This is a genomic window from Desulfosporosinus nitroreducens, assembly GCF_023897015.1.
Lineage (GTDB): Bacteria > Bacillota > Desulfitobacteriia > Desulfitobacteriales > Desulfitobacteriaceae > Desulfosporosinus > Desulfosporosinus nitroreducens.
The window spans coordinates 11921-33670 of sequence record NZ_JAMHFY010000019.1 but is presented as its reverse complement, the minus strand read 5'-3'; the positions used below and the strand labels follow the sequence as shown (position 1 = coordinate 33670).

The 21750-nt window shown below is 39.9% G+C and carries 17 protein-coding genes and 3 pseudogenes; 4 read left to right on the top strand and 16 right to left on the bottom strand.

Annotated elements, in window-relative coordinates:
• Positions 1-29: 29 nt before the first annotated feature.
• A complete protein-coding gene (locus M8E35_RS26570) occupies positions 30-152 on the bottom strand; it encodes a hypothetical protein (protein ID WP_289710910.1) in 123 nt (40 codons plus the stop codon).
• Between the two features lie 78 nt (positions 153-230).
• Between M8E35_RS26570 and M8E35_RS18315 the strand changes: the two genes are divergently transcribed.
• A complete protein-coding gene (locus tag M8E35_RS18315; RefSeq protein WP_252471000.1) occupies positions 231-881 on the top strand; it encodes a TVP38/TMEM64 family protein in 651 nt (216 codons plus the stop codon).
• 5 nt (positions 882-886) lie between these two features.
• Here the strand turns inward: M8E35_RS18315 and M8E35_RS18310 are convergent, their stop codons facing one another.
• The gene (locus M8E35_RS18310; RefSeq protein ID WP_252470998.1) at positions 887-1501 is read right to left on the bottom strand and encodes an SGNH/GDSL hydrolase family protein; all 615 of its coding nucleotides are present in this window, start codon (positions 1499-1501) and stop codon (positions 887-889) included.
• A 134-nt stretch (positions 1502-1635) separates the two neighbouring features.
• Here M8E35_RS18310 and M8E35_RS18305 point away from each other — a divergent pair, with 134 nt between their 5' ends.
• A complete protein-coding gene (locus M8E35_RS18305) occupies positions 1636-2595 on the top strand; it encodes a cation diffusion facilitator family transporter (protein WP_252470996.1) in 960 nt (319 codons plus the stop codon).
• Positions 2596-2738: 143 nt separating this feature from the next.
• Here the strand turns inward: M8E35_RS18305 and M8E35_RS18300 are convergent, their stop codons facing one another.
• The 4 genes from M8E35_RS18300 to M8E35_RS18285 all read right to left on the bottom strand — a co-directional run bounded on the left by M8E35_RS18300 (position 2739) and on the right by M8E35_RS18285 (position 6945).
• The gene (locus M8E35_RS18300; protein WP_252470994.1) at positions 2739-3356 is read right to left on the bottom strand and encodes a DUF6789 family protein; all 618 of its coding nucleotides are present in this window, start codon (positions 3354-3356) and stop codon (positions 2739-2741) included.
• 164 nt (positions 3357-3520) lie between these two features.
• Positions 3521-3826 (bottom strand): DUF5316 family protein, encoded by a 306-nt coding sequence (locus M8E35_RS18295; RefSeq protein WP_252471129.1) that lies wholly within the window; start codon positions 3824-3826, stop codon positions 3521-3523.
• A gap of 368 nt (positions 3827-4194) precedes the next feature.
• Complete coding sequence (locus M8E35_RS18290; RefSeq protein WP_373887462.1) at positions 4195-5469, bottom strand: [Fe-Fe] hydrogenase large subunit C-terminal domain-containing protein; 1275 nt, start codon at positions 5467-5469, stop codon at positions 4195-4197.
• A 429-nt stretch (positions 5470-5898) separates the two neighbouring features.
• Positions 5899-6945, bottom strand: coding sequence for a phosphodiester glycosidase family protein (locus M8E35_RS18285; RefSeq protein ID WP_252470992.1), 1047 nt, complete (start codon positions 6943-6945; stop codon positions 5899-5901).
• 405 nt (positions 6946-7350) lie between these two features.
• Between M8E35_RS18285 and M8E35_RS18280 the strand changes: the two genes are divergently transcribed.
• Complete coding sequence (locus tag M8E35_RS18280) at positions 7351-7845, top strand: CarD family transcriptional regulator (RefSeq protein ID WP_252470990.1); 495 nt, start codon at positions 7351-7353, stop codon at positions 7843-7845.
• A 380-nt stretch (positions 7846-8225) separates the two neighbouring features.
• On the opposite strand, the gene M8E35_RS18275 is transcribed toward M8E35_RS18280, so the two are convergent.
• The 7 genes and pseudogenes from M8E35_RS18275 to M8E35_RS18245 form a co-directional block, all read right to left on the bottom strand.
• Entirely contained in the window at positions 8226-10580 is a 2355-nt protein-coding gene (locus M8E35_RS18275; protein ID WP_252470988.1) for a hydratase, read from the bottom strand.
• 226 nt (positions 10581-10806) lie between these two features.
• The gene (locus M8E35_RS18270) at positions 10807-12564 is read right to left on the bottom strand and encodes a cell wall-binding repeat-containing protein (RefSeq protein ID WP_252470986.1); all 1758 of its coding nucleotides are present in this window, start codon (positions 12562-12564) and stop codon (positions 10807-10809) included.
• Between the two features lie 386 nt (positions 12565-12950).
• Positions 12951-14201, bottom strand: coding sequence for a hypothetical protein (locus M8E35_RS18265; protein ID WP_252470984.1), 1251 nt, complete (start codon positions 14199-14201; stop codon positions 12951-12953).
• 75 nt (positions 14202-14276) lie between these two features.
• Positions 14277-15239 (bottom strand): annotated as a pseudogene (locus tag M8E35_RS18260) (phosphodiester glycosidase family protein).
• Between the two features lie 42 nt (positions 15240-15281).
• Positions 15282-16025 (bottom strand): annotated as a pseudogene (locus tag M8E35_RS18255) (phosphodiester glycosidase family protein); the annotation flags it as partial.
• A 204-nt stretch (positions 16026-16229) separates the two neighbouring features.
• Positions 16230-17180: pseudogene (locus M8E35_RS18250) on the bottom strand (M56 family metallopeptidase); the annotation flags it as partial.
• 2 nt (positions 17181-17182) lie between these two features.
• Positions 17183-17560 carry a BlaI/MecI/CopY family transcriptional regulator gene (locus tag M8E35_RS18245; protein ID WP_252470982.1) on the bottom strand — a complete coding sequence of 126 codons (378 nt, stop codon included), beginning with the start codon at positions 17558-17560 and terminating at the stop codon, positions 17183-17185.
• Positions 17561-18065: 505 nt separating this feature from the next.
• On the opposite strand from M8E35_RS18245, the gene M8E35_RS18240 reads away from it, so the two are divergent.
• A complete protein-coding gene (locus M8E35_RS18240; RefSeq protein WP_252470980.1) occupies positions 18066-18668 on the top strand; it encodes an ABC transporter permease in 603 nt (200 codons plus the stop codon).
• Positions 18669-18682: 14 nt separating this feature from the next.
• Here the strand turns inward: M8E35_RS18240 and M8E35_RS18235 are convergent, their stop codons facing one another.
• The 3 genes from M8E35_RS18235 to vanR all read right to left on the bottom strand — a co-directional run bounded on the left by M8E35_RS18235 (position 18683) and on the right by vanR (position 21539).
• The gene (locus M8E35_RS18235) at positions 18683-19639 is read right to left on the bottom strand and encodes a D-alanyl-D-alanine carboxypeptidase family protein (RefSeq protein ID WP_252471124.1); all 957 of its coding nucleotides are present in this window, start codon (positions 19637-19639) and stop codon (positions 18683-18685) included.
• An 87-nt stretch (positions 19640-19726) separates the two neighbouring features.
• Complete coding sequence (locus M8E35_RS18230) at positions 19727-20851, bottom strand: sensor histidine kinase (RefSeq protein WP_252470978.1); 1125 nt, start codon at positions 20849-20851, stop codon at positions 19727-19729.
• Complete coding sequence (gene vanR / locus M8E35_RS18225; RefSeq protein ID WP_252470976.1) at positions 20841-21539, bottom strand: VanR-ABDEGLN family response regulator transcription factor; 699 nt, start codon at positions 21537-21539, stop codon at positions 20841-20843. Before vanR ends, M8E35_RS18230 begins: the two co-directional genes overlap by 11 nt.
• Positions 21540-21750 lie beyond the last annotated feature (211 nt).

Sequence of the window (21750 nt, the reverse complement as noted above, 5' to 3'; positions counted from 1 at the left end):
CTGAGGATTACTAACGAAGGACGAAGGATTTAGTGCCACAGAAGTGAACTCGTTTGGCTAAAGCTGACATCGAGACTTCCGTGACGCAGGTCTCCAGTACGATAGTCTCCGGCGGAGACTATCGTCACCGAAGTAGAATAAGGAACACTCACTTGAAGTGGGCCTCTCGGAATTGATAAAAGAACGGCATGCGTTGTTATAGCATGCCGTTTCTTAAGGAAGGTGACCCCTTGACTAAAAAACATTTTTCTTTCTTTACCATAGTGGTCTCCCTAACTTTTGTAATTATTCTTTATCCCAAACTCCAAAACCCCGCTGATTTACAGTTATTTGTCACCCAGTGGGGATGGCTCAGCATATTCGTAGACTTGTTAATTATTGCACTTCTGGCACTCTTTCCAGTTGTACCCTTTGCCTTAGTCGCCGGGGTAAATACCCTGGTTTTCGGTTGGTTTAGTGGTTTTCTGCTTTCCCTTGGCGGGAGTTTGTTAGGTGCCTCAGCAGGCTTTTTCCTTGCCCGTACTCTCGGACAAGAATGGGCTCAGCCAAAGATAGGCAAGTTGGGGAAATGGGCAGCCCTGATCGAGGGAAACAGCTTTTCGATTATCCTTATCTCACGAATGATTCCGATTCTTCCCTCAGCAGCGGTCAACTATGCCGCCGGGTTATCCTTGATGACCTTTCCGGCGTTTTTAACCGCCTCACTTATTGGTAAAATCCCAATGATTGTTTGGGAATCTTGGATAGGACATGATTTTTGGCAGCTGACTGAAAACCCCAGTCGCTTCTTGCTTGCCTTATTGATAGGTGCTCTTCTCTTTGGATCGGTAGGCGTCTATGGTTATTATTCAATAAAACGTTACAAAGATCCTTTACAATAAACCTACTACCGAGCAAACGCTTTAGCAATCATTTGATAACCTGCCGCACTGGGGTGCGCATGATCCTGTCCGATAAACAACGATTCTTTCCCTTTGATCTCACGATCTAAATTCACAACGATAAATCCATAATGTTTAGCCCACATGACAATCATAGCATTAGCATTGTCAATAATTCCTTGAACTTGTGCGTAGTAATAGGCGTAGGGCCCTGCAGGCAAGGGGTTATAAAGAGTGGCTACTTTTACCGTTGCTACCGGATTAAGAAGACGTATCTCTTGTCCAATTTGCATAAGAGTTTTGCTCATATTGCCTTGAATAATGGGTAACTGAGATGTTTTTATTGGTTGATTGGGATTTCCGATCAGACGAAGCAAATCATTGGAGCCTATTGTAAGTGTAATTAAGAAAGCCTGGGCCAGTGAATGTCTGAGCCTTTGATTAGTATTTAACAGATTAAGCAAACCACTAGTTGTTAAACCATTTATCCCAAAATTAAGCATACTTAAATCAGGGTTATGCCTTCTTAGGAAACTGGCATATACATTTGGAAAGGAAAAGGGACTTTCCACTCCATACCCTGCAGTAATTGAATCACCCAATGCCAAATATAGCTTCATTATCATCACCACTTTCAATACTCAATGGAATTATTATAAGGTATGTATACTTTTTCTTCTCTGTCACGACCAGGAGAATAAACTTCCAAAATTTATGGGAAGATAATTGAAAAGCATTGAATGGTGTGGATTTAATGAAGAAAATCTGGGAACTTATCAAAAAAGGAAATGCCTCCTCTTTATACGCAGTACTCGGCAACCTATTCCTGGTCATTTTTAAAGGAATAGCCGCTTTCTTAAGCGGCAGCGGTGCTATGTTCGCAGAAGCAATGCACACAGGTGCTGATGCAGTTAATCAATTTTTTGTTTTTATCGGCAGCATTCTTGCAGAACGAAAACCAACACTCCGTTTTCCGTCTGGCTTCGGACGCCTGATCAATGTTTTCTGCATGGGGGCTGTGATCGTCATCACCCTCATGGCCTATGAAACGGTACTGGAAGGAATTCATTTGATCCAACATCCCGCATCCATTGGGAGTATCTGGCTTATTATTTTAAGTTTGGGTGCCTCTATAGTCATTGACGGATACGTCTTACTTAAGGCTATGCACGAGATTGTGAAAGAAACTCAGACGAAAGGGAAGGGCCTTAGCCTCTCGATAGCACTCAAAAATGTAAACCGCGCCTCTCCTGCAACTCGCCTCGTCTTTTACGAAGATCTCGTCGCCACATCGGGGGCAATTCTAGCCTTAGTAGCAATCCTAATGACCCGCTTTACTCCGATTAAGGTCTTTGATGGCATTGCTGCCATCATCATTGGCCTCATGATGGGGGGAGTTGCCTTTCGAGTTGGATATGACAATATGGTCGGACTTATCGGCGTGTCTGCTCCCAAGGAAGTTGAAGATAACGTATCAAAAATTATCTTATCAGTGCCCGAAGTGACAGATATTAATAAAATGCGTATTCTTCAAGAGGGGCGATTCTATCATGTTGAAAGCTACATTGAACTGCTCCCAGGATTAACCTTGGCAGAGGCTGATGGTATTAAATCAAGAATTCGTGATCAACTGTTAGCGTCTAAGGATGTTACTGATGTCACCTTGGGAATCATTGAGGATACAGGAGTACAAGATTGGCCTAAAATCGGTTAGCTATTTTGACTTGCGACTATTCGCCAAAAAATAACAAATTATGAGAGATACCTCGGTAAAAGAGGTATCTCTCATAATGTATAAGCCTATTTATAATTATTATGTAGCCCTTCATCTAAAAAGAGCTACATTGTTTTCGAACACTAATGGAGTCTCACTTCATCCTCGTAGTTGTAAAAGGAATCCTCTATTCGATTATCATTCACCTTCGGTATTTCACCTTCCATCTGAGTCTCTAATTGCTTGTCACTGCCTTTGGGTAAAACTGCGTGATCCGTAAGGAATATCATAGTAGCCGACGAAACAAAGCCATAGACTAGATTATCAATTAAAGTAGTCATATGCGTGCTTGTCGAGTAGGCCTTTGATCTAAATACATTGTATCTCAACCCAAAAGAGTAAAGAAGTTCCCAAGTAAAGGTACCATATATCGCTCCTTTAAATAGGTGATTATCTTTACCTGTTTTCTTTAAAACAGTAAATAAGGGTATACCAATAATTGAACCCGTTATAAGGTGTAATATTTGACCTAAAATTCGATTTTCCTTGAAAAGCAACCTAGAAGGTCTCATTAAAATTGATCCGGCAAACTCTGCATAAGTTTTTTCGCTTACTCCTGTTTTCTTGAACATCAAATTGCTTAAATCCATGGCAATCGTCCCCATTAGCCCGCTGATAAACCCAATAGGTATTGAGTCTCTCATTTTCTTCCCTGAACTTATAAACTTGGAAACCCGATCAAGGCTATGTAACAACTTCATATTTCAAATCTCCTTTCAATGATATAGCTTAGTTTTTCTCAATAAACAAAAACTATTTGAAAGGAAACAGGCAAATATTTACCAAAGTTACCAAACAGAGTTAATTATAATTTGACACGTTGGTCTCGCTAATCTTAAAAAACTTTTTCGTCACTTATCCTTTACTAAAAAAATGAAATTGCTATTGCTGCCACCACTAATGGTGATCCAAATAAAAACAAACCAGTCCCTCTTCTTGAACGATTAACAAACCCCTGAGAATCGGAATAATTTGCTCTAATTCTATCACCGCTTATATAGGCCCCGGACATAAAGCCTGATAATACAATTGGAATTAAACGAACTACAAACAAACAAACTATTACCATCTTTTTGTCATCAACGTTTAAGAAGAAAGAAAGAATTAAAGCTAGAACACCTACAGCACTAATGAACGCATATAGCCACCCCTCTCTAACAAAAGCATCCATATTCACAAGTAAATCTCAAACCTCTCACGTACCTGGAATTTGTTAATCCTCCTTACAGAACCTTCAAATTCTTACGGACTTAATTAATTATATCAAGTGACTTACTATTCTGTCACCTCTAGTAGAAAATATAACTTATAATCAAATTAATTGAGATTTGATTATACTGGAGGGGATAGTCCTGAAACCTAGAAAACTCCTCCTTGCAATAAACAGTTTTATTTTTTAAACTGTCTACCACAAGGGGAGCATATCAATACGGCTGTTTTCTAGGTTTTTAATGGATTCAAAAAATCCACTGTTAACTTTAAAAAATAAAACATTCATAACAGAATTATGTATATCATAACCTGGAAGTAATGCCTGCTTTATTTGTCAAAATCCCGTTGAAAAATTGCAGCAGATTCTCCTTCAAGTAAACTATTGATATCCTCTATATTAAGACGGTTAAGCAGTTCTAGAATATAGGGGTTATTCAAGGGAGTATGGGCTTTCGCTAAAAGACCATAGGTATTAACATGGATAGTTCCTAATTCAGATTTCAGGAGCGCTTTGGGGCCGCCAACACATCCACCAACACATCCCATTCCCTCATAAAAATTCGCCTGAATATCTCCGCTGTTAATCGAACGCAGGAGCTCTTTACACTCCTGGATCCCATTGGCTTGGACCGCCTTGATCCGAATAGGCTTGTCTGGTCTAAGTTGATCCAGAGTATCCGAAATAGCTTTTGTTACACCGGCAGTACGGGCATAAATCCGTCCGCCAGTGGAAGAATGTCCGCTAGGAATATCCTCCATATCTGCTGGGTTGATTCCGGTCGCCTCGAAGATTTGATTTACTTCTTCAAAGGTCAGAACGGCATCGACGGCGTCCTTGATATCTTGTTCTTTGGCCTCTGCCTTTTTGGCAATACAAGGCCCAATAAAGACTACCTTCGCTTCGGGATGAAGTCGTTTAATTCCCCGACCACAAGCAACCATAGGAGATACGGAGGGTAAGATATGAGGAATTAAGGTATGATAAACTCGTTTTACCATACCTACCCAGATTGGACAGCAACAACTGGTTAAAACAAAATCTTCATCTGTATGAACTGTACGATCAAATTCAAGAGCTTCTTTTAGGCTTAGGATATCAGCAAATAACGCAACTTCCACCATCCCGTAAAAGCCAAGATGTTTAAACGCAGCTCGAAGTTGACCCATCGTAACACGATCTCCAAACTGTCCAATAATGGCAGGGGCTACAATCGCATAAACAGGGGTCTCTTTTTTCCTCAGTAGATCAATTAAAGGTATAAATTCTTTCTTGTCGATTAGATTATTGAGTGAACACGAATCGATACAGTGCCCACAGTGAACACAGTTCCGATCTTGAATTACTACTTTTCCTTCCATATCCCGAACAATGGCATTAAAAATACATGCCGTTTCACAGTTATGTTTTTCGCCTGTGCATGACCCTTCACAATCGTTAATTTGAAAAACTACTTTATCCTGGTCACCATTCCCCATGGCATAATAAATGTATTCCTTCGTAGTTTCATTCCCGCTTGCTTCAATTTCTTTGATCTCTTGCTCAAGATTATCATTGTAGGATGCTTTAACTAATCGTGTAAAAACTTCATTATAGGTGTTCACTATTATCCTCCATGTTTTCAAAACTCTGGTTCAAGTAATGTATATTATGTCACTGATCCTGTGGTACTTTACAGTTTACAAAACTATGCTTCCACAATCCCTTTGTGCGTATCTCAATGAAAATCTTCCATCGGAATACCCCAGTGGAAGGTAATCTTGTTTGTATTTGATATCCTAAATTCTGAAATGTTGATAAAAGATACAAATACAAAACAAAGCAACCGTTTAAACCTGTATTCATATAGCGTAAACACCTCTTGTGAATTTATACAATTCTAGACAAAAAAACACACTTTTACCCAAGGAGGGACCTTCCAGAAAGTATGTAAAGAAGAGTTTATGCTTTCTGGCTGATAAAAAAGACCTGCCACTCTATAGAAGGCAGGTCTTATACGGACTCTCAATAGTCCAAAGGGAATTGAATCTACATTATTTCACAATAAAAAAGGACGGCGCATGGCGTTCACCATACTGACTCGAGGGGTGATTAACTATCTTGCCATTGTAGTAAAGAACCGTTGAGGATCCGCCATCAAGATTAGCAACATTATAGGCACCGTTTTCAAGCATAATATCCTGGACATCTTTAAGGGTAGCACCCAGGGACCCAATCTGACGGCCATCTATCACCAGCATTAAAATACTGCCCTCCTTCGTCTGTCCTATCGCTGTCCTGGGGGCAATACCCCATCCCCCGTCTCCATGGGTAATAGATGGTTTACCATCGACGACAAGGAAGGGGCTGAACGTGACGGCATCCCTTATATCCATCTGTTTGATTTGATTCAGAGTATAATGACCAAGGACCAAAACATCGTCACGATTTAACCCAATGATATTGAATGATGAGACTGGGTCTTTATGGAGAATATGACCGTCCGAGATGAGGATGCCCAAAGGTTGACCGCCGTTGCCTTTACCCTCTGGATCTTCAAATGCACCTCCATTAATGACTGCAATTGCTCCATTCTCTTTGGCGATATCTTCAGCTTTTGCTCCCATCTTGCCAAGATGACTCGTTGCCGCCACCTTGACACGTCCAGGATCCTTAATTTTGAGCAGATAACCTTTAAAACCCTTTTGGCTAATATCAATGAGTTCCATTCCAGTATTGTTGCCAGTTCCCGGAGTTTCAATATTTGAAGGATCTGAGTTACCAAGATCTGTAACCTTGTTGTTATCCATTATCTTTTGAATCTCCGCCTCGCTAAATAAGTACGTGGCTAGGTATTGATGATTTAATGTCGTCATAGCGCTAGTCACCCATAATTCACGAAGCACCACAAAAGGTTGGATAGGTGCATACAAAAATCCTAAAAAGCACAAGCCAAAGATTATAAAGAGACTGAGCATCCCCGTTAATAACTGCCTTAACCGTTTTTTCTTCCTGCTGTAATAGTAGATCCCTGCAGGTTTCCTATCAAGTCTCTGCTGCCATATCGGGTCTGAAGATTTAGGAATTCCAGTATTACTCATTTTACCTCCATCTCCTAGGGATAATCTTGATTCACCAAATAACTATATTTTACACCATATTCTCTGATAAAGGTTAAACCAAATTATAGAAAAGCGACTGATTAATAGAGTCTTAAAAATAAACGACCGAATTTTCACCATCGTTTAGATGCGTTTTTACCCTACAACCTCAACCTCCAGATAAAGCGTTGATAGGGAAACCACAAAGGTTCCTAAACAAAGAACTTAGAAGTTAGGACATAATATCTCCATACTTTTTATATTCAACCGAAATGTGCAAATATACGATAGTCGAATCCTACTAATTATTTATTGACAACAACTAATTTTATATGGTAATATATACTTTTGTTAATTACCGTATACTGTGTTATACTTAAAATAAGTAACTTGGGAGGTGTATTTATGTTTCAAATTGGAGACAAGGTTCTTTATCCAATGCAAGGTGTAGGTATTATTGAAACCATTGAAGAGAAAGAGGTATTAGGAAAAAAGAAGCTTTACTATACATTGAATATGCCTCAAATTAATATGCAAGTTATGATTCCTACAGAAAGAGCTTCAGCTCTTGGTATTCGTCAGATAGTGGAGCCCGACATCTTAGAAAGTGTTCTTACCGATTTTCATCTTGGTAATACGGATCCAATTATCTATGAAGACAAACGCTATTGCCGGGATCTTAATAAAAGCAAAATAAAGACTGGCGATATTTATAAAGGAACTGAAATCATACGAGATTTAATGCGGAAAAGCCAAAAGAATAAGCTTGGATCAGAAGACACAAATATGTTAAACAATGCCCGTCGGATGTTTATCAGTGAGGTAATGCAAGTCAAAGGAATTGCTCAAGAACAAGCTGACCATCTACTAGATGAAGTTCTTTTGATCCAATTAACGTAATATTATAGTTCTATAGCAGTGCAACTGCAAAAAAAATCCAGCTAAAAGCTGGATTTTTATCTGCATAAATATAATTATTATTGGGGCTTGTTAGCCGGCGCAATCGAAGAAGATATAGGAACGACCTTCTTTTCGGCCTTCTTCTTCTTTTTCTCCTTGTTTCTAGGGCTTTTATCTCCCAAAGTAACTACCTCCAATCACTCATTACTTAAGTATACTCTGTTACTGATATTACCGCCATCAGCCGTACACGCTAAAAAAGACCGTAGACCGCTTCTTAAGCGGTCTACGGGTCCCTTACACAACTCTACCTTATTATTACCAGCCGGAGAAGCATATTCCAACCATATCCAGCCAGTGTTCTAAATAATTGGGATAATTTATTCCCCTGTATAGTAGTTAATCAAGCATCCTTTTAAAATTATCTCCCTTTCATCTTTGGATAAATTTCTTAAGGACAATTCAATTTCTTGAATCCCCTTGGAACTTATCACCTGCGCAGGAATATTCTCATCCCCATTCAGTATTCTTTGTTTAATATTAGGAATAAAAAGAAGATCATCAACATGAAAGATCATTTCAGGATTACTTTCGATGGTAAAAGGTAACATGCCCCAGTTAACCAAATTACTTCTATAACGTTTTGTCGCATATTCTTTGGCTATATTAGCCCACCCACCTAAAACCTTCTGACTTGATGCAGCCTGCTCCCTAGCTGATCCGTCCCCCGGTTTTACTGCATAGATGGTAGTTCCAATCCCAATCCTCTTCAACACATCCTCAATATCTGTAAAGTGTTGATTAGAATTATTTATTAATTCCTGGCAGATTTCTCTAAGATGCGTTGAAATCGAATCACCCTTACCAGAAACAAGGCTTTGTCGTTCGATTTCTAAGGCTTGGACTTCTTTGGCTTTACTCACATATTCGGGATCTTTCCTCGATAATGTGAACTCAGCAAGTTTAAGGGGATTGGAACGGTAGGACGATGTTTCCCCGGATGGAATTAATTCATCGGTAGTGGTAACCGGATCCATAATAACAGAAGCTACTTTTAAAACAAGGTTCTCTGGCAGGGCAATCATCGTAGGCCAATCGGCAATATTGGGCCCATATTTCAAATCCTTTTCCGTCTGTGGTTTACTGAAACCGTTATAGATCCTATTAGAGTAAATCTTATTATCAAATTTGTACGGTAAATCCGCAGCTGAAAAATCGAGGTCTGTTGCAGGGGTTAAATTTCCTCCATTAATTGCAGTTGCAGCAATTGATCGAGCATCCATCAGAGCCACCGAGGAGATCTGTCCATCTCCAGGTTTAGAGCCTTCTCTGTTGAGGAAGTTTCGGGTAGTATGTCTTATACTGAAACTTCCATTAGCTGGTACATCCCCAGCTCCAAAACACGGTCCACAAAAGGCAGTTTTAATGACAGCACCGGCGGTCATCATTTTGGCCGCTGCACCATTCCTAACCAATTCAAGATAAATCGGTTGACTAGACGGATAGACCCCTAATGACAAGCTTCCATCGCCAATAAAATGGTTGTCTACGATGGATGAAACATCAACCAAGTTCTCATAAGTTCCCCCTGCACACCCTGCCACGATGGCCTGATCAACCTTCAATCTCCCGTCAACAATATGCTCCGTAAGATTAAACTTAATCGCTGGATTTTCAATCTGTTTTCTGCCTTCTACTTCGATCATCCTCAGAATATCGTCGGTATTCCTATTCAGCTCGGCAATGGTATAAACATTACTGGGATGAAAGGGTAAAGCAATCATTGGCTCAATTTTGTCTAAATCCACGATAACCGCTCCATCGTAATAAGCGATTTCTCCCGGTTCCAGTTTAGAATAACTTTCAGGTCGTCCATGAATTTCAAAGTATTCTTTTACTCTTTGATCTGTTTGCCAAATAGAACTTAAGCAAGTGGTTTCTGTCGTCATGACATCAATGCCATTCCTGTAATCCACAGATAAATTAGCGATTCCAGGTCCTACAAACTCCAGTACCTTGTTCTTCGCAAAACCATTCTTAAACACCGCACCAATGATCGAAAGAGCAACATCCTGCGGCCCCACTCCATGTCGCGGTTTACCTTTAAGGTATACTGCAATGATTTCCGGAAAGGCAATGTCGTAAGTTTTCTCTAAAAGCTGTTTTACTAATTCCGGCCCGCCTTCGCCTATCCCCATCGTACCAAGAGCCCCATACCTTGTGTGGCTATCTGAACCGAGAATCATACTTCCGCAACTGGTCATCATCTCTCTCACATACTGATGGATAACGGCTTGATGGGCGGGAACATAGATTCCGCCGTATTTTTGGGCAGCCGAAAGGCCAAAAACGTGATCGTCCTCATTGATCGTCCCGCCGACAGCACAAAGACTGTTATGGCAATTTGTCAGTACATAGGGTATCGGAAACTCAGCAAGGTGTCCACTGGCACGCGCGGTTTGAATAATCCCGACATAGGTAATATCGTGAGAAGCCAAGACATCAAAGCGAATCTTTAACTTATCAACATCACCAGAAGTATTTTTGTTAGTGAGAATGTTAAATGACATGGTATTTTTCCGAGCACTTTGGCGATCAAAGTTTTGATTAGCATACGGAAAATCCTCAATATTCACCTGACGACCGCCAGCATCATATAGAACTTCTTGTTCCCGTATCTCTAAGAGGTCTTTTCCATTGACAAGATACGTTCCATTATCAATTATACGAATCATATTGCCTCCCAAGAATAATTTCTTCGTCCTTATTATATCACTACTTGGGATAAACCTCTTCTTACAAAAAGATTTATACAGTATACTTTCCTGTTTATCTTGTACAGTGTCAACCCAAGCCCTATTAAATATCATTCCCCGTAAATAGCATTAGAAAACCGATTATTCCCAAAAAGATTAAGGAAGGCCTCTCGACCTCCCTCAACTTTTCTTAGCAACAACTCCATTATTTCTCAGCCTTTTTATAAAGCTGAAAGGTTAAGGTATCCCCTTCTACGAAACTGCGGATTAGGATATAAGCGTCTGTGTTGTTTCTAAATCTAAAATCAAGGATGGGAAAGCTCACGGTTGCATCCTGTCCCGCAGGTACATAATCTACGGGCAGGGAATGACGATGCCTTTCAGTAATTTCTAAATGAGCAATAGTGACTGCATTGTAAAGAGTGGAAGAAACTTGACAGATTCCGCCCCCGAGTCCTGGGGTGTAGGCGTCTCCTACTATGACCATTGCCTCTTTATAACCTGCTTCAGCAGTTCGTTCTCCCACAACCTCGTTGAAGGAGAAACGTTCTCCAGGTGCCAATAGTTTTCCATCAAGAGCCTTTACAGCAAGGCGAATGTTCTTGGTACGATTGACCTGGTTTGAATCAAAGTGAGTAGAGTATTGAGCGACTGGGACTGACACCGCTTCTTTGACAGTAAGAGTAAGTTTAATCATTTGACCATATTCTTCTACGGCTCCCTCATAAACACTTGACCCAATTTTGTTTGTATCGCCGAACTTCGGATTCCACTGAACAGGCACCTCAATAGCATCGCTGTTGTAAAGCTTAGCCTGAACAGTTGCAGGTAAGGAGTACTCTTCATTTTGAGTAACCATTGCTGTAATATCCGCTATAGAATAAATGCTAGTTTCTTTCGCTGTTCCCCATATCAAGTCTCTTGAACTTTTAATTATCTCATCCGTTACCACTCTGTTTCCCCCAAAGGAAACTAAACTTGGATTGAAAATATTTGCATAAAATTTAGCAAAGTAACTGGCTGTTGAGTTTGGCAATGTTGGTACTGAGGGGTCTATAAATATTATAGGATCTCCTGTTTTGGCTGCCACAACACTGCCTGCCAAAGCATCTGCAAAACTGTAACCTGTGGCTAGATATATGGTTGAAGGATTAGGTGCAAAGGTTTCTGCAATGATCACATTCGTATCAAACTGGGATTGTCCCGTTAACCGTTCGACACCAGCCTGAGGTAACAAACTGATAATTTCGGATTTTATATTATCAGAGATTACTCCTTCTCCCCCAGTTATGTATACTTTGGAAGGCTTCTTTTCCAGTAAAAAGTTCTTCATTTCTTGAGGAAAGGCATCCTGGGGAGATAACAAAATCGGCCAGCCTTTATTAGCTGCAAAACTGGAGATACTTAAAGCATCGGAAAATTGTTCTCCGGAGGATATCACTACTGTGGATACAGCTGTATCATGGAGTGAACTGGCTATCTTATAAGATGTATCATATCTGTCCATACCAGCAATTCGAATAACATTTTTGATTCCAAGATCATTAAGTTTAGTCTCGAATTCCGTGCTTATTATTCCAGTACCGCCAATGATATAAACTGTTCCAGTTGAATCAAGATGTTGAGTGACATAATCAAAAGCATCCTTAGAGTTATCAACCGATGAATCCACTAATAGTATAGGCGCTTCCTTTTCATGGGCTAGGACACTTGCCGATAAAGCATCTGCAAAATCGTTTCCTGTTGAAAGGACTGCATTCTTAACCTTTCCGATACAATAATACTCAGCGATAACCTTGGCGGTCTCAAATCTTGTTTGTCCGTACAGCCTATTAGTGCTAATAGGCTGTGGCGAGTCAGTAGATGGACTTAGGTTATTAGCAGCTGCAAAAGCTGGAGTTCCTACAAAAATACAACTACATAGGAAAAAGATTAAGATTAAGATCATTATCTTTTTGTTCATCTGATGCTACACTCCTTCAATTTGTATCTGGATAATTATCTCATCTTGAAGAAGTGAAGTATGTCGTAATGAGCATCGTATTGACGTACTTTTTAATAACAAAAGTGTCCCATTTATACGAATATCGAACCTATTTTCTCAGAATAAAAAAATTTGATAAGAGATAATACTAATTATGCTGGAATTTGAATATAATCTCTAATCAAATTACTTAATTAGACATTTTTAAATAAGACTTTAATGCCTAATGACAAAATTTATATTTTTAGATCTAAAATATCTATTAATTATTTAAGATTAACATGCCACCCGCAGGACTTAGATAATTAAATAGGTTTAATACATTTTAGATGAAGTTGAGGTATTGCCATCATTTGTAAAACAGATTATGGTTTAAGAGGTTTCAACTCTACATGGGTAGATATTTCTGCTTCAGTAAGTTGGATAAGCACTGAGCCATCGACAGATACGTAATTTTCATCTCCCTGCAATTTGGCCTCTTCGAGGTGACTGTCTATAACGATATAGGCAGTTTGATTATCATAGACGACTATTTGCCCTTTAACTCCAATGAGCACACGCACGTTTTCATTAAAGGGGATTGAACCTTCCCATTCGGTTTTCAGTGAAGGGTTCTCCTTCATCATTTTTAGGTCAGCAGTGGTTTTAATCTTTACAAGTTCATTATTTACTACTTCTCCGATATACACTTTTCCTTTTCTGACGCCTAAGATTCTGTCATCATTCTTTTTAGAGATAACTTGACGCTTTCCATCACTTAAGGCAACAACTTGCTGGACGGCCCCCACTTTACTGTCAATATAAAGTGTTGCGAAGCGATCAGAGATCGCCATATTCTCGATAAATTCTCTGGCTTCGCTTAGCGTACTTACCTTTTTGTTAACGTCTATTTTGATAAGTTGTTGTGTTGAACCATTTGTGACAGTTAAATACATTAAATTAGTAGAGGTTGCGACAACAAATTTTTCTAGTTTCCCGCCAGCGGAAATCTTTTCACTCCCACTCGGTGGATCAAAGGAATTTAAACGATCATCAGGAGCGATATCTTCATCACTATTCGGGAGTTCTAGCGAATAAAGTTCAGTAAGTTGTGGACTTCCATAGCGTTTTTCATACCTCGGTTCTGCCGGAACTTCTTTGGATACAATTTTCGCTTGGTTTGGATCTTCGGTTTCCGGTTCAATTGAAGGAGTTGAAGGGATAGTCTTAGAGGGGTACACTTTAACGGTTGTCACCTCATTAGGGTTTTTTTTGGCATAAAAATAGAGTAAAATATTTCGATCAGGCAACCATTGATACGTTAAAACTCCCAAAGTTTTATCCGTAGAAGACGGCGATTTCTTTTCAAAAACGATTTTCTCCTTTTTTAAGTTGAAGACTTTAAGTGTACCCTTTTCCATATAAGCCAAATAATCCTTGGCGTAAGAAACCTGAATATTTGTAAGGTCAGAACCAGGGATAATTGCTTTGAGCTGGGATATGATCGGTGATTCACTATCTACCACTGTCAGTCCCATAACTTTTTGAACTTGGTAGTTCAAAAGCGAGTGCCCTCCTAATTGAAAAATGAGTGAAACTAATATCCAAACGAAAAAGATACGCAGCTTCTTCTTCATCGTAACTTCTCCTTATATAACGGTGATTATGATATGACTTTAAGAGGTAGCTACAGAATCAATTCATTTGTGACGTTATTCTGGCATGACTACAATAGCCGTCGGCAGGTAGCGTTCACCAGCCCAATTCCAAAGTTTATTAATCACTTTTCCGTTATAGTAGAGTTCTGTAGAAGAACCGCCATCCAGATTGGCAGCATTAACCGCATCATACTCTTTGAAGAGATTATAGAGGTCGCTCATTTTTGCCCCCCAACTCCAGGTTGCTTGTCGACCATCAATTACCACAAGAATAATCGTGCCATCTGCTTTCTGTCCGATTGCCGTTCGCGGTGCAACTCCCCACCTTGAGTCTTGAAATTCACCTCGTTTTCCGTCCTGGATTAAGGTTGGCAAGAACGATACCGCTTCCTGTATGTTTTTCTTCTTAACGTCATCAGCTGTTATTTGTCCAACAATCAGGTTACCTTCCTTATCAAAAGCTACTATGTCAGTACTCTTGTTGCCTACATTATTATGTACGATTTCTCCATTATGCACGGTTAATCCGTCAGGAAAAGCTCCGTTTCCTGCACCATTAGGGTCATAAAACCCTCCACCATTTATGCCGGCAATAGCTCCTGTGTCTTTGACAAAATCACTTACTCGTTCACCTGTGACCTCCAATTCCTTTGTCACAGCAACTTTTATCCCTTTCGGATCCTTGATGAGCATTACTTTGCCTTTAAATGCCTTACCCTTAATATCTTCAAGCGTGATGCCTGCAGAGGCCTCTGATACAGTACGCCGGATTGGGCCATTCGATGCTGAGTCGGTGTTATTATATTTGTTCACAATTTCACTAATTTCTTGCTCCGAGAGAAATGCCTCAACAACCTGCGGATGCCTGGAAGAGAGAACGGAACCTACTGCTAAAGTTTTCGATGCTTCGAATGGCCCTCAGAAAATGATAAAGGGCGCTAGGACAACATCAAAAACTACATTGAATATAAGAAAGGCAATAATCATTCTTGGCCGTATTCTTCGTATTTTCCTCATGTGACCTCCATTAATTTCCTGTTAGAAATGAACATCTAGCTCTCATGGGGTAACCACAAAAGCTGTGGGAACATAGCGTTCCCCGAAAATATTCCAAAGCTTATTGATGACTTTACCTTGATAGACCATTTCTGAGGAAGAACCGCCATCGAGATTGACTGCATTCACGGCATGATAGTCCTCAAAGACCTTCATAAGGTCACTTAAGGTCGCCCCGATACTCCAATTAGGTTGGCGCCCGTCAATAACAACGAAAATGACGGTCCCGTCTGCCATTTGGCCTATGCCGGTTCGAGGGGCAATTCCCCAGCCCCCGTCCCCTAGAATTACAGATTTGCCCTCCACAATAAGATTAGGCGCAAAAGTAACAGCTTCACGTATGTGTTGCGCTTCCAATTTATTTGCTGTCATATTACCTATGACCATTTTTCCCTGGTTATCAAATCCAACAATATTGACTTCTTTTTCTCCCACATTATTGTAAACCAGTTTTCCATCCTGCACGGTTAACCCGTCTGGGAAAGCACCGTTTCCTTTACCATCCGGGTCATAAAACCCTCCGGCATTAATTCCGGCAATGCCTTCCCTACCTTTGACAAGCTCACTGACCCTTTCTCCCATAACTCCTATATCTTTATTAACGGCTAATTTTACTCGGGTAGGGTCCTTGATCAACATCACTTTGCCTTTGAAATTTGGACCTGTGATATCCTCCACTGTGATTCCCAAACTTGTATCGACAATCCCAGTTGTGGGTCCAACGGCCTGTCCCCCACTGATCCCATGAGATAAATTGGCAGTATTGCCTTCTTCTAAAGCTGGGTTTGCAACCGCTTGAGCACTGCTGAAAGTCGCAAAGGCTATTAATCCTATCACTATAACACCAATCAATGACCATTTAGCCGAAGCCTGTTTATGCTTTCTATTGCTAAGCATAATTAGTCTCTTCTTGATTTGTGAGTTTGAGCCACACAAACTTGCCAGGCTCGTCATTCGTGGAGCTGTTGTAGAGTATGTCTCTGCCAGCTTGACAAGTGTATAGGCATAGTCTTTGGATTGCTTAGTATCAATTCGAGCTGTCGCTAAAGCATCACACGATATCTCCTGATCTTCCCGCATCCTGTTGAAAGCGTACCAAATTAATGGATTAAACCAGTGACTGATAATCAATACCTGGGTTAACCAATTTATCCAGATGTCCTTACGTTTAAAATGTATTAACTCATGTAAAAATATATGGTTTATCTGTTGCAAGCTAAATGTTTGCTCAATCCCAATGGGTAATAACAATCTGGGGTGGATTAAACCTAATAATGATGGACTGTTTACGTACCTTGACTTAAACAGCGGGATTTCCGTTTTTACCTTCAATTCCAATCTGAGGTTATTGAACTCCGAAAGCAAACCTTGGTCCTTCACCAAAGCTTGTCCGATATTTTTAGAAAACCGTTTGTTTACAATGACGGTGAGAGCGGTCAATATCAAGATCCCTGCTAACCAGATGATTGACATTAGTTTATAAACGAATGGGAAGGCGGTCCATTCATTTGCATTTCGACCTTCCGGGCGCTGAGTTTCAGTGCTCACAACAACCTTGCTGGAATTGCTGTCCACAACAGCAGTTTGGTCCAAATCAAGTTGGAGGTTTGCAAGGTTAGTGGAGGATGATAGTGTGATTCGGTCAACAATCGATGCTATCATTTGCTGCATGTGAATAGCGTCGAGATAATTATACACACTTATGGGGGTATTAGGTGTCCATGGCAACACTAAACCTATGATCAAAACTGACCACAACATATACTGAAAGCGTGCTCCCATTTTATATTTAAGTACAAATTTCACTCCAAGGAGAAAAATGATGAAGATGCTTGCTTTGGCAGATGTAATCAAAACCCAAGTAAAAAAGTTTAGATGATTTGCCTGTAAAAGCGTAAGCATTTTCACTCTTTCCTTTCTTCAAGGAGCTGTTTAAGTTCTTCAATTTCATCCTGAGAGAGCTTTTCTTCTTTAAGAAACGTAACGAGCATAGGCTTAAGCGCTCCACCAAATACTCGAGTAAGAAAGGACTTACTCTCGACCTTAACACACTCTTCTTCGGTCACTAAGGGCTTGTAAAGATAAACCCTACCCTCTTCTTTGTAACCTAGTGCCCCTTTTTTAACCAACCTCCCGATTAAAGTCTTGATTGTATTTGGTTTCCAATCTGTCGATTGTTCTAAAGCCTTAACGATCTCATTTGCAGTACATGGAGCCGATTTCAGCCAACAAATCTTCATAACTTCCCATTCCGCATCTGATATATTGGGTGTTTCTATCAAGTTTAAGCCTCCTGACAAGCAATTGTTTACAGATGTAATTTATAAGTATATTACATCTGTAAACAATTGCTGTCAAGAAAATTTCCTCATTTATCAGTCAGATTCCAGAGAAGTGCTTTTAATAAATGAGGCCAGAGGGGGTCATTTGCTACTTTCAAGCATAGACTTACCTTCTCTGGCCTTAAAACTCAGGTGAATTTATTTTTGTTAATTCTTAGTGCCTTGAGTATTTCGCTCTCAACTTCTATTGTCCACCCATTCTAAGAATTGCCTTCCTGGCGCTTTGCGCTATCTCGCTCGGCGGCTAGGGAGCGGAATGACTCCCGCACAATTCAATTAGACCTTGTAAAAAACAATTTACACGAAACTATCGTCCAATGTGACGCATAAATACAGACGATCTGCAGCAAAATAATTTGCTGCGAATTATAAAGGAGCTGAACCATTGGTGTATTATGGTTAATTCTTATATCTATCTGCCATTCAAGCCAATATTGAAGTTGAATTGTTTGTCATTGATAAACTTATTCCGGGAATAGCAGTTTTCGGTCTTTCTTTTATCTCGCTATTCTCTGGAATGTTAATAGCTATAGATAGAGGAACCTCATTTTTGATGCGATTGTTCACGACTCCACTTTCTGCCTCTGATTACATCATGGGATACACACTTCCACTACTACCCATGGCGATTCTTCAAATTGCCATAAGCTTTATTGCCGCATTCTTCTTAGGGTTGCCTGTAAACGCCAATGTTTTGCTGTCTCTTATTGTGCTTATGCCAACAGCTGTACTATTTATTGGAATTGGACTGTTAGCAGGCAGTATATTTAATGAAAAGCAGGTGAGCAGCATCATTGGAGCACTATTGACTAATCTCAGTGCATGGTTGAGTGGCACATGGTTTGATTTAAATCTGATTGGTGGATGGTTCAAAGAGATTGCATATGCACTTCCATTTGCTCATGCTGTTGACGCGGGCAGAGCTGCCATTTCCGGAGACTATTTATCGATTTTACCGCACCTTTGGTGGGTAATTGGATATGCAGTTGTCATAATGGTTATTGCAATTTTCATTTTTAAGAAGAAAATGAATGGCGAAACCGCTTAATATATAGTAAGATATTATTTTCCTAATTTGTCATACACGGTGTAAGCGTCTTCAATGTCGTATTGCGCGGACTCGTGATTACCCTTGGCTCCAGCCGTCACAAGTATATATTCCCTGCCATCTTTCTGTGCAAGGCTTGCCAGGCATAGCCCAGCTTCATTGGTGTATCCGGTTTTGCCACCCAAAATTCTCCCGCCATCAATCACTGGATTCGCCAGATTTTTAAACATTGTGCTATAAAAGGTAATCCCGCCGGAATGTACATTTGTCGGTGGGGTGGAGTAGCGTGAAGCTGTAAAGACTTTTTTAAAAGTGTTGTTTTTCAGCGCATAGCTCAGAAGTATCGACAAATCCTTTACGGTTGTGTAGTGTTTTTCGTCTTGAAGCCCTGTTGTATTGGTAAAATGGGTATTGTTCATGCCTAGTACTGCTGCTTTTTGATTCATTATCTCGACGAACTTTTTTTCTGATCCCGCAATATGTTCAGCAAGTCCAATACAGCATTCCGCTCCGCTCGGCAGCATTACTCCGTAAATCAAATCAATTGCTCGCACTCTTTCATTCGCTGTAAATCCTGCCATCGACGCATCTGCTTTGTATAATTCCCGAAACGTGGAATTTGGAAGAACTATAGTTTTCTGTAAATCCGCTAACTTTTCAATTGCAACGATTGCTGTCATAATTTTGGTCAAAGATGCAGGGAAAATTTTTTGCTTAGAGTTTTTCTCCAGCAAAACTTTCTGATTATCCAAGCGAACCAGAATCGCATTGGGACTATGCAGATTGTCTGAGGGTATTAAATCGGCAGAATTAGATGTTGATACGGGAATTGATCCAGGTTCATCACCGTCGATTATTCCAAACAATGATTGTCCGTTAAAAATGTTAGATTTGAAAGCTAAAATAAAAACAACAATCACTATCAAAAGGGTCCAAAACTTCGATTTTTTCTTCTTTGTTTTTTGCATTATAAAACTCCTTATTCAGTGCTGTTTCTATTTAAACACTGAATAAGGAGCCATGTTGGAATTCCCTCTTATGAACTTCTTAAGATTTACTTATGACGGAAGCTTTACAGTAAATACAGTATGATCCGGGTTACTTTCTGCTGAGATCGTTCCGCCGTGAGCCGCGACAATTTCTTTGGCGATCGCCAGGCCCAACCCTGCCCCACCCGTGTTTGTAGAACGGGCAGAATCCAGACGGTAAAATTTTTCAAAAATAGTATCCAGCTTATGAGGAGAAATAGGATCTCCCTGGTTAGTGAATGTAAGAACGGTATTTTCCCCCTGTTGATCCGCCATAATTTCAATAACACTGTTTTCATAACTATAGGCAATTGCGTTTTTAAGAATATTGTTGAAGACGCGGATAAGCTTATCCGCGTCTCCCACAAGGATAAGATCATCGGGAACATGTATAGCGACCTGTTTGCGCTGCGGGTTGAGCATGGGGTAAAACTCGTCAGCCATCTGCTCAAGCATAAAAGCGAGTTTTATTTTGCCTTTATTCAAAATAATAGAATGGAGATTAAACCTTGTAATTTCAAAAAACTCATTGATTAATTCTTCCAACCTGTAAGCTTTCTGTAAACCTATCCCAACGTATTTGGCTTTTTGCTCTGCCGGCATATCTGGTGCTTCATCCAACAGACTCAGGTAACCGATAACTGAAGCTAGCGGTGTTTTTAGATCGTGCGCCAAATAAGTAATCAGATCATTTTTCCGCTGCATTTCCGTTTGGACAAGCTGCTCGTTCTTTTGGGAATTTGCTTTTATCCTTATCAGCTGTTTTTCAATTTCAGAATATTTTTCCGGCAAGGTTAAGTCATAACTGTTGGACTTGATGAAGGAATTAATTGAGTCTGTAATAAAGCTGATGTCTTTTTTGCTTCTATAACCTGCATAAAAATATGCTGAGATACTCGTGCATAACGCTAAAAATATTAAAAGAACGGAAAATACACCAATCAAAAATTCTTTAATTTCAGACCAGCTTCTAAAAATAACCCCTATCTTTTCGTTACTTTGATATCTTGCTTCAATATAAAATCTATTAGAAAACCATTCATAAAATACTCCATTAAATACTTGGTCCACCAGCCACACCGTAACTATACAAAACAAAATAACCCCTAAGAAGATAAGCGAAGCTTCTATAATGCTCGTTCTGTTATCTTTCAATTTTGTAGCCGACCCCCCACACCGTTTTAATGTATTTTGGATGCTCTGCGGAATCGTGCATCTTTTCCCTCAAATGCCGGATGTGTACCATCACTGTGTTATTGCTGTTACTAAAATACTTCTCGCCCCAAACTTCGTGGAATAACTCTTCAGAACTGACTACGCGACCCCGATTGGAACCTAGCACCCACAGAATAGAAAACTCCGTGGGAGTAAGAGCCAGCGGCTTTTCGTTTAAAGTACATACATGTGTATCCTTATTTAATACCAAACCCGAAAATTCGATCACTTTTTCCTCACGCAATGGTTCGGAAGCATTATATTTGGTAAACCTGCGCAGCTGCGCTTTAACGCGAGCAACAAGTTCCAAAGGCCGAAATGGTTTTGTCATGTAATCGTCCGCACCCAGTGTCAGTCCGGTAATTTTATCGATTTCTTCTTCTTTTGCCGTCAGCATGATAACAGGAAAATTGTGCTTTTCCCTGATTTTCTGGCAGAGGGTAAAACCATCAATGTCCGACAACATGACATCAAGTATTGCAAGCTCCAGTTGTTCTGACATAATGCACTTTAAGGCATCTTGGCCGTTATAAAATTTGCAGACTGTAAAACCTTCATTTTTTAGATAAACTTCAATTAGATCCGCTATCGACTGTTCATCGTCTACAACTAAAATACTTATGCCCACAAGTACCAACCTCTTCTTCCTGCTTGTAAATAAAAACACCCATCATCATATCATGTTACCGAGAAATATAGAATTTTATCATAGTATTTCCCTTATTAAAACCTTAAGATTTTCTTAATATGTTAAATATGGAGAATGCAAAAAGTCGGTTTTCCTAACTTTATAGGAAAACCGACTAGGATTACTTATATTTCCCCATTTAATTAAATGG

Bases quoted from the DNA above. Each gene is read 5' to 3' on its own strand.
- M8E35_RS18310 (WP_252470998.1), bottom strand. From the start codon at position 1,501: ATGAAGCTATATTTGGCATTGGGTGATTCAATTACTGCAGGGTATGGA.
- M8E35_RS18305 (WP_252470996.1), top strand. From the start codon at position 1,636: ATGAAGAAAATCTGGGAACTTATCAAAAAAGGAAATGCCTCCTCTTTA.
- M8E35_RS18300 (WP_252470994.1), bottom strand. From the start codon at position 3,356: ATGAAGTTGTTACATAGCCTTGATCGGGTTTCCAAGTTTATAAGTTCA.
- M8E35_RS18295 (WP_252471129.1), bottom strand. From the start codon at position 3,826: ATGGATGCTTTTGTTAGAGAGGGGTGGCTATATGCGTTCATTAGTGCT.
- M8E35_RS18285 (WP_252470992.1), bottom strand. From the start codon at position 6,945: ATGAGTAATACTGGAATTCCTAAATCTTCAGACCCGATATGGCAGCAG.
- M8E35_RS18280 (WP_252470990.1), top strand. From the start codon at position 7,351: ATGTTTCAAATTGGAGACAAGGTTCTTTATCCAATGCAAGGTGTAGGT.
- M8E35_RS18275 (WP_252470988.1), bottom strand. From the start codon at position 10,580: ATGATTCGTATAATTGATAATGGAACGTATCTTGTCAATGGAAAAGAC.
- M8E35_RS18270 (WP_252470986.1), bottom strand. From the start codon at position 12,564: ATGAACAAAAAGATAATGATCTTAATCTTAATCTTTTTCCTATGTAGT.
- M8E35_RS18265 (WP_252470984.1), bottom strand. From the start codon at position 14,201: ATGAAGAAGAAGCTGCGTATCTTTTTCGTTTGGATATTAGTTTCACTC.